This is a genomic window from Psychrobacter sp. CR212, assembly GCF_059693765.1.
This window is the reverse complement of record NZ_JCATIF010000003.1, coordinates 18,660-32,322: the sequence shown is the minus strand read 5'-3', so window position 1 is coordinate 32,322 and position 13,663 is coordinate 18,660. Positions and strand designations below refer to the sequence as shown.

Sequence of the window (13,663 nt, the reverse complement as noted above, 5' to 3'; positions counted from 1 at the left end):
TTGCAGTGTTTTTAACTAGACTATTATAGTGTAAGAAATGATAAGCCATCTGCGATTAGATGTAAGCGTCAATAATGTAACGCATATGGTGTACTATAACTGGCAATTCTAAAAGATATGAGGTGTCGGTGGTGAATAAACAACAAGGCACTGTCAAAAAATGGCAGGATGATAAAGGGTTTGGCTTTATCGAAACCGAAGCAGGGGATTCAATCTTCTTTCACGTGAGTGAGTTTAGAGCGCAGCGCCGTCCTAATATCGGTGAGGCAGTGGTCTTTAGTATCGGACGAGACAATCAAGGGCGCTTGCGGGCAACAGAAGTACAAGAGCTGCACTTTGTACAACAAAAAATGGCACAAGAAAATCAGCAAATTCGTCAGCGCAATCATAAGCGTAGCCATCAGGCAGAGTTTGAAGCAGGACAAAAAAAACGCTCGTTTCTTGGACTGGCTTTTTATGGTGTTTTAGCTCTATTAGCAGCGACAGGTAAACTGAGCTGGCTAGTGGTCGGCTGGTATGCTGCACTAGGGTTAATCACTTATATAATGTATGCCAAAGACAAAGCCGCTGCGCAAAGTGGTGACTGGCGTACGCCTGAGTCCACCTTGCACGTGCTGAGCGCGCTTGGCGGTTGGGTAGGGGCGCTATTGGCTCAGACGTATCTGCGGCACAAATCACAAAAGCCTGAGTTTCGAGTTACTTATTATTTGACCGTTGTTGTGAACATGGCAGGTTTGTTGTTTTTATTGGCAGGGGGCGGATTGGCATTTTTGGAAGGGCTATTATAAACATCATCGGTTATACAATCGTTCTGATATGAAATCATGATATTGAAAATGACGTGCTACATTGATCTGATAGTAGCCAGACTATACAAGCCTATTGATTATTTTTGCGCTAATACCTGTTTATAAACGGCGGCATCTTTGTCCGAAAAACAGCAAAAAATCACATCACAAAGTGAGAAATCATCGGCTTGCTTAAGATGGCTGAATATAAAATCTATAACAGTATTAATGGCTATCTCAGTTGCTGGCTCTAATGGATAACCGTAAACGCCTGTACTGATGGAAGGAAAGGCGATACTGGCAAGGCCTTGCTCAGTCGCTAATATCAAAGATTTTTGATAACAACTGACGAGCAGCGCTGACTCACCTCGATTGCCACCATGCCAAATAGGGCCGACCGTATGAATCACATACTGTGAGGGCAAGTTAAATGCTGGGCTCATTTTGGCATCGCCTGTTTGACACCCATTCAATGTACGGCAATATGTCAGTAGCTCAGGGCCCGCGGCTCGATGAATCGCACCGTCCACACCGCCGCCACCCAGCAAACTTGAATTGGCCGCATTAACGATGGCATCCACGTCTAGCGTGGTAATGTCTGCTCTCAATACCGTTAACGTCACTGACTTCTCAGTGCTTAAGGGCCCGTTATTCGCTGTATCGGGGATGGTGATTTGCTTTTGGAAAATAGGGTTTATATGATTGGTTGACATAAAAATTCCTTTTAATCATTTGTCTTTAATAGAGTCTAAAGGATTCTTGGCACTTAATTGTATATTGTGTGAGTACGATAAGTGGGACTTTTTACATATGGGTGTATGAATCATACAAAAAATTGTTTAAGTCATCAAAATCAACAGCTAAAAAAAGGGTGGGTTACGACTGCGTAACCCACCTTTTTTATTTATCAATTAAATTAATACCTCTAACTATAGATGGTTATGACCGTGGCATTTCACGCTTCCTTTCCAAAAACAGCATATCGATGACAATCAGTACAACCCCGAGAGAAATTCCAATATCTGCGATATTAAAAATGGGATAATGCCAAACATCAGCATAGTGAACATGAATAAAGTCAATCACATGACCATGTAGTAAGCGGTCGATCAAATTACCAAGCGCACCGCCCAATACCATGGCAAGTCCAAGCGAGAGTAGCGTAGCTTTACGAGGCGCTTTGAGTAAATAGATGATCAGAAACAGCGACATGAGTAATGCCAGTCCTGAAAAAAACCACTTCTGCCAACCGCCAGCATCTGCCAAAAAGCTAAATGCTGCGCCGTAATTATAAGCAAGTGTCCAGTTGAGAAATGGCTCAATCACGGGCACTGGATCATGAAAGGTCAGCTTGGTTTCTGCCAGCCACTTGGTCCACTGATCTATGACAATGATAATCAGCGCCAGTGCATACCACATAAAAGCACGAGTACCATTGGCCACCAGTTTTGGTGTCTTCTTTGTTGACTTGCTCAGGCGGCCTCTAGGCGTGGTTGAGCTACCTGTGGTCGCATGAGCAGGCTTGGGCGAATGATCAACCTCAACCTGCGAGTCATGCGGGCTTTCAGATGAATCCGTTGGGTTAGGCATAATGACGTACCTCGCCGTCACCACTGACGTTGGTCACGCAGCGCGCGCATAGTTCAGGGTGTGCGCTATCTGTGCCGATATCATCACGGATGTGCCAGCAGCGTACGCATTTAGTACCAGTGGCAGCGCTAACTTGTACCACTAAGTCGATAACTTCATCTGTACTCTCTGCGGTCGTATCGTCTGTCTGCTTGGACTCAGTAGGTGCTTCGCTCATTGGCTTTAGTTCTGCGTTGCTAGTGATGAGTACAAAACGAAGCTCTTCATCAAGCTTGGCTAGACTTTCATACATGGCACCGTCAGCGTATAGGCTCACATCGGCAGATAAGTTGGCATTGATGATTTTTTCACCACGTGCGGTTTCGATATGCTTGTTTACCATGTCTTTGGCGAACATAATACGCTGCCAGTCATCATTGCTGATAGCACTTAGCTCAAACGCTGGGAACTCGTACCACTCTTGGGTAAACACGTAGCCGCCTTTATCAGCCTCACGTTGGTTCAGTACTTCCCATGCCTCTTGCGCCGTGAATGATAAGATCGGTGTGATCCAGCGAATCAGCGCATGAGCAATATGGTAGATTGCCGTCTGGGCAGAGCGGCGCGGCTGACCGTCTTTTTGGGTGGTGTACTGACGGTCTTTGATGATGTCTAAATAAAAACTGCCCAAGTCTTGCGAGCAAAACGCGGTCACGTGCTGGGTGACTTGGTGAAAGTCCATCGCATCATAGGCACTGATGATTTGCGCTTGTACGGTTTGCGCGCGCCCAATGATGAATTTATCAAGACTGACCAGCTCGTCCATCGGTACACTGTCGGTTGCAGGATTGAAGTCATCAGTATTGGCCAGTAAGAAGCGCAAGGTGTTACGAATACGGCGATACATATCGATCGCGCCTTTAAACACCGTCTTACCTGCGCTCATCTCATAACGATAGTCGCTAGACGCAATCCACAGACGCAACATGTCCGCGCCCGTTTTGTTGATCTCTTCTTGCGGCGTGATGATATTACCCAATGACTTACTCATCTTACGACCGTTTTCATCGACCACAAAACCATGGGTCAGTACTTGCTTAAACGGTGGGCGCTCATACATGGCCTCTGACGTCAGTAATGACGTTTGGAACCAGCCGCGATGTTGATCAGAACCTTCTAAATACATGTCAGCTGGGTTGGTCAATTCATCGCGTTGCTCAAGTACGGCGAAATGCGTCGTGCCTGAGTCAAACCAAACGTCCAATGTGTCCGTTGCTTTGTCATAATCAGCCGCTTCGCTACCTAAGAAGTCCTCGCAGCTGGCGTCAAACCACGCTTCAACACCGCCCTCAGCGATTTTTTGCGCCGCAGTTTCCATCAGCTCAAGCGTATTTGGATGCAGCTCGCCTGTTTCTTTGTGCGTAAAGAACGTAATCGGCACGCCCCACGTACGCTGACGTGAGATACACCAGTCAGGGCGACCATTCATCATCGCTTCGATGCGGTTCTGCCCCCATGCAGGTGTCCAGTTGACCGATGGAATATCAGCAAGGGCGCGAGCACGTAGACCTTGGGTTTCCATATTGATAAACCACTGCGGGGTCGCACGGAAAATAATCGGTGACTTGTGACGCCAGCAATGTGGATAGCTGTGTTCAATTTTGGTATGGCTGATTAGATGGCCATTGTCATGTAGGGCAGCGATGATTTTTGGATTGGCCTTATAGATGTGTTCACCAGCAAATACCGCAGCACTGTCTAGATAAACGCCCGTACCGCTCACTGGGTTTTCCACTGGTAAGTTGTATTTTAGACCAACGATATAATCGTCGAGACCATGACCGGGTGCAGTATGTACCAAACCAGTACCACTATCGGTGGTCACATGATCGCCCAAGATGAGCGGCACTTGGCGGTCTTCAATCAATGGATGCTGAGCGCTCAATCCTTCAAGCTCACTGCCTGATACGGTCGCGAGGACGCCTTTATTCTCAAGTTTGAGTTCACTTAGCGCAGTTTCAACAAGATCAGCTGCTAGTAGCAGGTTGCCTTTTTTGGTCGCAACCACGCTATAGTTATGCTCAGGATGGACTGAGATGGCTTGGTTAGCAGGCAGTGTCCACGGCGTGGTCGTCCAGATAACCGCAGCGATGTTGTCTGCGATACCTGCCAATGCGGTCACTTTATCCGTGCCAAGTACATCAAAGCTGACATAGATCGCGTCAGAGACTTTGTCTTGATACTCTACTTCAGCTTCCGCGAGAGCTGAGCTACAGTCCAAGCACCAGTTAACTGGCTTCATACCACGAGTCACATGACCATTGTCATAGATTTTGGCAAGCGCGCGTACGATGTTGGCTTCCTGTGCAAAGTTCATAGTCAGATAAGGATTGTCCCAATCACCGAATACGCCTAGACGCTTGAAATCTGCCTTTTGCAATTCAATCTGAGTGTTGGCGTATTCGCGGCATAGACCACGGAATTCGGTAGCAGACACTTTTTGACCGACTTTGCCGACTTTGGCTTCGACTTTTTGTTCGATTGGCAGACCATGACAATCCCAACCAGGGACATAAGGCGCATCAAACCCTGACAAGGTTTTTGATTTGACAATAATGTCTTTTAGTACTTTATTGACCGCGTGACCCAAGTGAATCTGACCGTTGGCGTATGGAGGGCCATCGTGCAAAATATACTTAGTCGCACCAGCACGCGCCTGACGAATTTTACCGTACACGTCATCTGCTTCCCAAGCAGCTAACCAATCTGGCTCGCGCTTGGCAAGGTTTGCGCGCATCGCAAATGGCGTATCCGCAAGGTTCAGCGTGTCTTTGTAATCTTGGCTTGGTGTGTCAGTGCTTTTATCAGTCATAGAAGGTATCTTTTTAAAAGGTAGGTTTGTGTGTCGGTTAAAACCGGCTACAAGGCTCGATGTTCAACGTATTTCAATATAGTGCTGAGGTTAATGCTGTGTCGATAATACTTAATTACTAATAGTAGGTATATTGCTCATCATAGTCGGTTTATCAACCGTCATGTCAATAAATACCCATTGTTGCTCATTAGTCCGCAAATAGTTACGTCAATAATAAATGGTAACGAGACGATTGCAACATAAAATATGCTAGTAAAAATAATTCAAAAAAATATTTAGATCGGCAGCTATTATATGACAAAAAGAGTAGGGTAAAAAGAGCTGAGCAATTTCATCCTCATTTTGACCAATATCAACTGTTTATCTACGTTGCATGTCGTTGATGAGAGTATAACGATGACCTCTTCGCAAGATAATTTATTAAAAATAAAGTCAGGTTCAGCCGCTAAAAAATTGATGATAACCAAAGCCGCAGTTTTAACGACCATAGTGGCTGAATACCTGTTAGCCCTTGTGTCATCTTGCCATTCTCTAATACCACATAGGATGGTGTGACTTGTCCTTGCCAATCCGCAAAGATATCACCTTCTTGGTCATTTATCGCGGTGAAGTCAAACTGATGCTGATCGAGGTAGCTGCGTAGCTCTTGATTTGAGCCTGACTGCACAGCGATAGTGATGACAGCATGATCGTTTGTCGCTGCTAGCCTATTTATCGTTGGCGATGTGACGCTACAGACCGAGCACCATGTCCCCCAAAAATATATCAGTGTTGGCTGCTGGCGACTCAGCTCGGCCAAATCCACCGGTTGCCCTTGATAGTCCATTAATTGCAATTGCGGATCGGCTGGCATGACAGGCTGTCGCCACCAGTTGACCACACTATAAATCACCAAAAATATCACCCCATAGAGCAGTGCTGTCTTAAGCACAGACAGGATGCGCTGTTTGGGTGTTTTTTTCGGTTTTTCGAGGGTTTTGTCGATGCCAATATCAGTCGTCATAGGGGCTGCTTTTATACTTTTATGTGTTGATAGATAAAAATAAACGGCTGATGATGCAGCCGTTTATTGGATTAAAAAGTCAGTAGGGAGTTATAGCAGATACGTTATTATGGCTTTTGCGCACGATTCTGCAATGGATCACCAGTAAGCACACTGCCTGAGTTTTCGCGGCGTTCTTCGTCACTTAATTTGCTTGCAGGAACTTTGGATTTACGTTTCCATTTTAAACTAAATAAGTCATCACGGCGGTCGATCAGGTTGTGCACTGAGCCTTCGTGACGCACGTGAGTCAGCTTATCTAAGTTGACATCAGAGAAGAAAATCATCTCGGTATTGGGCGTGGTCTCTGCCATGATGGCATCATGTGGGAATGCAAAATCTGACGGTGAGAAGATAGACGACTGTGCGTACTGAATATCCAAGCTTTCGACTTGTGGCAAGTTACCTACCGAGCCGCAGATCATGACATAGCATTCGTTTTCAATGGCACGTGCTTGAGCACAATGGCGTACACGCAAATAGCCGTTTTTGGTATCTGTCCAGAAAGGCACGAACAAAATATCCATATCATCAAGTGCTAACAGGCGTGCAAGTTCAGGGAACTCAACGTCATAACAGACCAAAATACCAATACGCCCCGCATCGGTGTCAAAGACCTGTACTTTATCGCCGCCTTCAATGACCCACGCGCTACGCTCATGCGGGGTGATATGAATTTTGCGTTGCTCTTCAACCGTACCATCACGGCGGCACAGATAACTGACATTGTACAAGGTATCGTCTTCGTCTAATAAAGGCATAGAGCCTGTAATGACATTGACGTTGTAACTGACGGCCAAATGTGAAATTTCATTTTTAAACCATTCGGTGTAATCGGCCAAAAAGCGAATGGCGATGTTTTGGTCAGTAGACTCGCACAAGCCCATCAGCGGCGCATTAAAGAACTCAGGTAGACAAGCAAAGTCAGAGTTATAATCGGCCATCACATCGACAAAGAACTCCACTTGCTGGAGCAGTTCTTCTGGCGACTCGACCTCACGCATCTGCCACTGAATACCACCGATACGCACCTCAGATTTACGCGTATTGGGCTTATAATCTTTTGGCTCATAATAAATGTTTGACCACTCAAGCAAGGTGGCAAACCCTTTCGATTGTTTGTCATCTGGTAGGTAAGCGGTCAAGATACGCTTGACGATAAACCCGTTTGACAACTGAAAAGACAATGCAGGGTCGTGAATTTCGCGGCTCTCAACAGCGTCAATATATTCGCCTGGGCTTAAGTCTTGGTGGTTATGGTAGTTAGGAATGCGGCCACCAGCCAAAATAGCGCGGAAGTTGAGCTGACGACACAGCTCTTTGCGTGCGTCATAGAGACGGCGACCGAGACGGTAGCCACGATAATCAGGGTCAATCAGCGCATCCAAACCATAAATAGCATCACCCTCAGGGTTGTCTCTAATGATTTCTTTTTGCCCGATCAAATCATCATAGGTATGCGGGTTAGAAAATTTGGCATAATCAACACGCATGGACAGTACAATACCAATTAATTGATCATGGTCAAACAGCGCAATCTGCCCTTCAGGAAAGGCGTCTATGAGCGTATGAATGGTGTTTTTTGACCACGCGCCGCCTAGGTTGACGTAGACGCGATCCATCAAGGCTTTTAACTGGGGGTAGTCTTTTTTCTTGATCTCAGCGATCGTGAGATGAAAGTCATCTGTTTTTTCGATTTTACTCATGATATTCCTATATTAAATCTCTACTAAATTTGAGTATGCGTAATGCAATGATCCTAAGCACTCGATTTTGTCAATTTTTATGAAAAAAAACCAATAAGAATATTCCAGTAGTCAGATATAGCCTTTACAATAATTATTACCCTATTTACAATGGGTTATAGCAATATTTTATGCCATGTTGCTCAGTTTATTTGAGGTTTATTCTGACTGATATAGAGGAATAAACCTTAGTAATCATTGCCTGCCGTATTACTTGGTTTTTTATTGGATTGTTAATAACGAAATACAGGGTTGTCCAATGCCTTTACAACGGCGACTGTTTTGCTATTTATTATCTAAATATAAAATCTAAGTAATATCTATCAGTATCATTCATTTTGCTTGCTATGATAGCAAGCTATATAAGTAATAATAGTCTCACGTAGTAACTATTTGCTACGTTTTTGTGAGTCTGCAGCTTTATCTACTTCAGGCATAGTATCGTCTTGCTTGTTTCATTTGGCCAGCGTTATCGGCTTTTAGGATTATTTTATTATGCCCTTAACTCGTAGCAATAGAATCAAGCAATGGGATGCAATACAAGAGTCAGTACTGGTTCAATTGGTCTATGTCAGTACACTAACGCTCGGTTCGCGCCTGAATACCTCGATATTTGAGGATATAGAGGCCCATGCTCGCGATTATAATGAGCAGCATGGTATTACTGGTACATTATGTTATGGCAATGGTCAGTTTTTGCAGTGTATCGAAGGCGAAAAAAGACATGTCTTTGCGCTACAAGAACGTATCTTTGCTGATAATCGTCACAAAAATATCGAAGTACTTTTACTACAAGAGATTAATCATCGCAGCTTCTCAGACTGGCGTATGCGTCTGCTGTTTTTGGAGCGCTGGCTTTGGTCGCCTGCCACCAAAGAACAAGCTGCGCAGCTTTCACCATTTTTACCGTTTGCACCGCACGGCTGGTCACCTGATCGTACTGAGCAATTTTTGCAAATTATCAAAAATTTCGATACCCCACCACATATCAAAGCAGCGGGCATTACTTACAATGCGCTAGGCAATATGTTCCGCCATATCGCGGCACCGCATCAAGCATTTTTGATTATTCAAGGGTTTTTGAGTGTCTTGCTAGTTGTGGCGCTGGTACTGTTATATCTATAAATCATGTTTTGTTAAACGTAAATTTGGGTTTTCCAAATATAAAGTTGCAAACATAAAAAAGACGCTAGCCTTTAGGTTTAGCGTCTTTTTTTTGAGATAAATCGTTAGCCTACCAATCACATATCAAAAATCTTGCCACGATTCATAATATTATTAGGATCAAACACCTTTTTGACCTCACGCAAGTAATCGATCTCAGTCTCACTACGGCTATAGTGCAGATACGGCTTCTTGGTCATACCCACCCCATGCTCAGCAGAGACTGATCCACCATACTTCTGCACTGTCTCAAAAACGTGTTTATTCACTACCTGACACTCGGCAAAGAAATCATCCTTGCTCATGTTCTCAGGCTTTAAGATATTCAAGTGCAAATTGCCATCGCCAATGTGACCAAACCAGCACACCTCAAAGTCAGGATAGTTACTGCTCACAATCGCATCAATCTCTGCGATAAACTCAGGCACATGACTGATCAGCACGGACACATCGTTCTTATAAGGAGTAAACACCGAGATGGTCTCTGAGATATACTCGCGTAGCTTCCACAGCTCAGCGGCTTGCGATAAGCTCTGGCTCATCACCCCATCAACAACCCAGCCTTCTTCCATACACTGCTCAAAGATGGCCATGGCTTTTTCCATGATCGGCTCGTAGGGCGCTTCAAACTCTAATAGCGTATAAAACTTGGTACGTGACTCAAACGGCTCTTGTACTTGACCATGTGCCATCAGCTTATCAATCGCCACCTCGTCAAAGAATTCAAAGGCGGTCAAATCAATCTGGGCTTGAAAGGCAGAGAGCACATTCATGACGTCACTAAAGCTGTCCATACCCAGCACCATGACATTTAGGTCTTGTGGCTGACGCTCAAGCTTGATTTGTGCGTGAGTGACAAGACCTAAGGTTCCCTCAGCCCCGATAAACAGTTGACGTAAGTCGTAACCCGTGGCGTTTTTCACCATGCCGCGGTTGAGGTGCAAGATATCCCCTTTACCCGTAACGACGGTTAAGCCCATAATCCATTGACGGGTCATGCCGTAGCGGATGACTTTGATGCCGCCAGCATTGGTACCAATATTGCCACCCATTTGACTAGAGCCTGCTGAGGCAAAGTCGACAGGATAGTAGAGATTTTTTGATTCGGCAAACTGTTGTAGCTGTTCGGTGACAACGCCCGCTTCAATCTCGACCATGCGGTCCGCTGGATAGAACTGGCCAATCTGGTTCATTTTATCCATACTGACGACGATCTCGCCATTGGCAGCAACCGCGCCTGCTGAGAGTCCGGTACGACCACCACTAGGAGTGAGGACGACGTTATGCTCATTAGCCAGTAGGACGATGGCTTGTACTTGTTCGGTGGTCTTTGGAAAGACGATGGCAGCGGCAGCGGGGGCGAAGTGCTTGGTCCAGTCTTTGCCCCAGTGCTCTAAGCTTTCGGCGTCGGTCTTTATTTGGCTGGGGTCGAATTGATGAATGTCAGTCAGTGAGCTTAGGATAGTCTGCACAGCGTTGGTATGGGTTTGGGATGTGGGCTGATCGGTAGTTAGCGTCATGGTCAAATCTCAATATTGGCGTAAGCATGATGTTGGAGCTACTTATTATATAGCGAAATGGCGATAAATTCAGTGAGGAGTCGGCTCGTGATGGCAATAAGTGGGTGATAGTTTCTAAATAAAAAATGAGACAAATAATAAAAAGTGGTTTGTTTGATTTCAAACCGAATGATTCACTATAGCATAAAAATTTTTCAGGCTTGATAATCAATAATTCATCTAATCTGCTAACATCGGCGTCAAATTTTGTGTAAGATATCTGGACTGTTTTCGTTTCATCCATCACAGATTATCCAACAGTTAATCTTATAAAACAATTATAGGACAGTTCTCATATGGCGTTATCACTACAAAAAGACAAAATCCGGTTTTTATTGCTTGAAGGTCTACATGACAATGCCCTAAAAGTATTGGAAGGTGCTGGTTATCACAACATCGAGAATATCAGTCACGCGTTAGACAAAGATGAGCTGATCGAAAAGATCAAAGATGCCCATTTTATCGGTATTCGTTCGCGTACTCAGTTGACGCGTGAAGTACTTGAGCATGCGCATAAGCTTATCGGCATTGGGTGCTTTTGTATTGGTACCAACCAAGTCGATCTCGATGCGGCTCGTGATTTGGGTATTCCTGTCTTTAACGCGCCATTTTCGAACACCCGTTCGGTGGCTGAGCTAGTATTGGCTGAAGCGATTATGCTGTACCGCGGTATTCCTGAAAAAAATGCAACCGTACATCGCGGCGGCTGGGGTAAGTCTGCGACCAATTCACACGAAGTGCGTGGCAAGACTATCGGTATCGTCGGTTACGGCTCTATCGGCTCGCAGTTGTCTGTGCTCGCAGAAAGCTTTGGCATGAAAGTCATCTATCATGATGTCGTGACCAAACTGCCTCTAGGTAATGCGGTACAAGTAGGCAGTCTAGAAGAGCTGCTCTCAACCGCTGATATCGTGACATTACATGTGCCTGATGTGCCAAGTACGCGCTATATGATGAAAGCTGAGCAGTTCGCTCAAATGAAAGAGGGCAGCTACTTTATTAATGCGGCTCGCGGTACGTGTGTCGAGATTGATGATCTGGCGGATGCGCTTGAGTCTGGTAAAGTGTTGGGCGCGGCTATCGATGTGTTCCCAAAAGAGCCAAAGTCAGCTGACGAAGAGTTTGAATCACCACTACGTAAGTTTGATAATGTGATTTTGACGCCGCATATCGGTGGGTCAACGCAAGAAGCGCAAGCTAATATCGGCCTTGAAGTCGCTGATAAGTTTGTTAGATACTCTGACCAAGGTGATACGGCGACGGCGGTGAACTTCCCAGAAGTCTCTATCCCGTTCAAAGAAAACTCGCATCGTCTGTTACACATTCACAAAAACGTCCCAGGCGTACTGTCTCAGATCAACCGTCTGTTTGCTGAAGCGGGAATTAACATCCTAGCTCAGAGCCTGATGACAGAAGGGGATGTTGGTTATCTCGTGATGGATGTTGACTACAACGATTCGACCGCAGCACTCGATCAATTAAAAGATGTAGAAGAGACTATCCGCGTACGTATCTTATTTTAATTGGTACGAATAGCTGATATAAAAAGGAGAGGCTCTATTCATTAGAGCCTCTCTTTTTTTACTTCTTTTTTATTGTACTAATGCTAAGCTTAGTTTGCTTTATCTTTATTGCCTTCATCTGCTAGACGACGTGCTTCAGTTTTGGCCGCTTTGCGTTTTTCTATGACATCCATCATGTCACTACCAATATGAGCTTCACCGCGCTTTTTCGCTAGCTGCATTTGATGCTCACGCTCACGGAAACGCGCTTTTTGCTCATCGGTCGCTTTGTCGATACAGTGTGGGCAGGATTCGCCTTTGATATAGGCCGGGCTTTGCATGTCATCGCTAGTGATCGGCATACGGCAAGCAAAACACTGCTCATAATTACCTTTTTCTAAGTTGTGATTGACCGATACACGGTTGTCAAACACAAAGCAATCACCTTGCCACATAGAGTCACTGGCTGGGACTTCTTCTAGGTATTTTAAAATGCCACCTTCTAAATGATAAACTTCTTCAAATCCTTGTTCGCGTAGATAGGCAGTCGACTTCTCGCAGCGGATACCACCTGTACAGAACATGGCGACTTTTTTATGCTTGGTTGGATCCAGCTCTTTTGATACGTATTCTGGAAACTCGCGGAAGGTCTCAGTGTTTGGATTGACGGCATTTTGGAACGTACCGATTTGCACTTCGTAATCATTACGTGTATCGATGAGAGTCACTTCAGGATCTGAGATCAGTGCGTTCCATTCGCTAGGTTTTACATAGCGACCGACCGACTGTAGTGGGTCGATGTTTTCTACGCCCATGGTAACGATTTCTTTTTTTAGCTTTACCTTAGTGCGATAAAAAGGCTGCGCATCGGTATAAGACTCTTTGAAAGTAAACGTACCAATCGCTTCGATATTGCGTAGGTAGTCAAGGATGGTATCAATACCCTGACGCGTACCAGAAATCGTACCGTTAATGCCTTCGCTTGCAAGCAACAATGTGCCTTTGACATCGTTATCTAACATCGTATTTAAAATTGGCTCGCGATACTGTTCAAAGTCAGTAAAGCGTGTGAATTTATAAAGTGCGGCGACGACGATATTATTAGTAACGCTATCGTAGGCGGGGGCTGATTGATTGTCAGTTATCACTGTTTCTTTGATATTACTATCTTGAGTGGTGCTCATGTCTTTCTCCTGCTGGCTAGGTCGCAAACCTAGTGCGTTGGGTTTAAAGTATTTGATAATTTAATAACATTAACATAATTGTGGAATTGATGAATGCGCGCTTAGTGTAGCAAATTTTGGCAGGGTTTTGAATAGCTTAAAATATGTCGCTTGAGACTAAAGAAAAAAGTCAGCGATTTTTCTACACGACAAAAAACAAAAAAGCCCAGTAAAATACTGAGCTTTTTTATATTCA

10 protein-coding genes are annotated in these 13,663 nt (G+C 44.8%); 3 read left to right on the top strand and 7 right to left on the bottom strand.

Features of this window, described 5'->3' with window-relative positions; genetic code table 11:
- The first annotated feature begins 131 nt into the window (after positions 1 to 131).
- Entirely contained in the window at positions 132 to 788 is a 657-nt protein-coding gene (locus AC58CZ_RS07435) for a DUF1294 domain-containing protein (RefSeq protein ID WP_494224111.1), read from the top strand.
- Positions 789 to 886: 98 nt separating this feature from the next.
- Here AC58CZ_RS07435 and AC58CZ_RS07430 read toward each other — a convergent pair whose 3' ends face one another.
- The 5 genes from AC58CZ_RS07430 to AC58CZ_RS07410 all read right to left on the bottom strand — a co-directional run bounded on the left by AC58CZ_RS07430 (position 887) and on the right by AC58CZ_RS07410 (position 7,980).
- Positions 887 to 1,501 carry an O-acetyl-ADP-ribose deacetylase gene (locus AC58CZ_RS07430; protein ID WP_494224112.1) on the bottom strand — a complete coding sequence of 205 codons (615 nt, stop codon included), beginning with the start codon at positions 1,499 to 1,501 and terminating at the stop codon, positions 887 to 889.
- 226 nt (positions 1,502 to 1,727) lie between these two features.
- A complete protein-coding gene (gene lspA / locus AC58CZ_RS07425) occupies positions 1,728 to 2,378 on the bottom strand; it encodes a signal peptidase II (RefSeq protein ID WP_494224113.1) in 651 nt (216 codons plus the stop codon).
- The gene (gene ileS / locus AC58CZ_RS07420; RefSeq protein ID WP_494224114.1) at positions 2,371 to 5,229 is read right to left on the bottom strand and encodes an isoleucine--tRNA ligase; all 2,859 of its coding nucleotides are present in this window, start codon (positions 5,227 to 5,229) and stop codon (positions 2,371 to 2,373) included. Before ileS ends, lspA begins: the two co-directional genes overlap by 8 nt.
- A gap of 448 nt (positions 5,230 to 5,677) precedes the next feature.
- A complete protein-coding gene (locus AC58CZ_RS07415) occupies positions 5,678 to 6,235 on the bottom strand; it encodes a redoxin domain-containing protein (protein ID WP_494224115.1) in 558 nt (185 codons plus the stop codon).
- A gap of 107 nt (positions 6,236 to 6,342) precedes the next feature.
- Entirely contained in the window at positions 6,343 to 7,980 is a 1,638-nt protein-coding gene (locus AC58CZ_RS07410; RefSeq protein ID WP_223334891.1) for a carbon-nitrogen hydrolase family protein, read from the bottom strand.
- A 534-nt stretch (positions 7,981 to 8,514) separates the two neighbouring features.
- On the opposite strand from AC58CZ_RS07410, the gene AC58CZ_RS07405 reads away from it, so the two are divergent.
- Positions 8,515 to 9,144: a BLUF domain-containing protein gene (locus AC58CZ_RS07405; RefSeq protein ID WP_494224116.1), complete on the top strand. Its 630-nt coding sequence runs from the start codon at positions 8,515 to 8,517 to the stop codon at positions 9,142 to 9,144.
- 116 nt (positions 9,145 to 9,260) lie between these two features.
- Here the strand turns inward: AC58CZ_RS07405 and AC58CZ_RS07400 are convergent, their stop codons facing one another.
- On the bottom strand, positions 9,261 to 10,703 hold the full coding sequence (locus AC58CZ_RS07400) for a D-2-hydroxyglutarate dehydrogenase (protein WP_494224117.1): 1,443 nt from the start codon (positions 10,701 to 10,703) through the stop codon (positions 9,261 to 9,263).
- A 335-nt stretch (positions 10,704 to 11,038) separates the two neighbouring features.
- On the opposite strand from AC58CZ_RS07400, the gene serA reads away from it, so the two are divergent.
- Positions 11,039 to 12,265: a phosphoglycerate dehydrogenase gene (gene serA, locus AC58CZ_RS07395; RefSeq protein WP_494224118.1), complete on the top strand. Its 1,227-nt coding sequence runs from the start codon at positions 11,039 to 11,041 to the stop codon at positions 12,263 to 12,265.
- An 89-nt stretch (positions 12,266 to 12,354) separates the two neighbouring features.
- Here serA and trhO read toward each other — a convergent pair whose 3' ends face one another.
- Entirely contained in the window at positions 12,355 to 13,428 is a 1,074-nt protein-coding gene (gene trhO / locus AC58CZ_RS07390; protein WP_494224119.1) for an oxygen-dependent tRNA uridine(34) hydroxylase TrhO, read from the bottom strand.
- Positions 13,429 to 13,663: the final 235 nt, after the last annotated feature.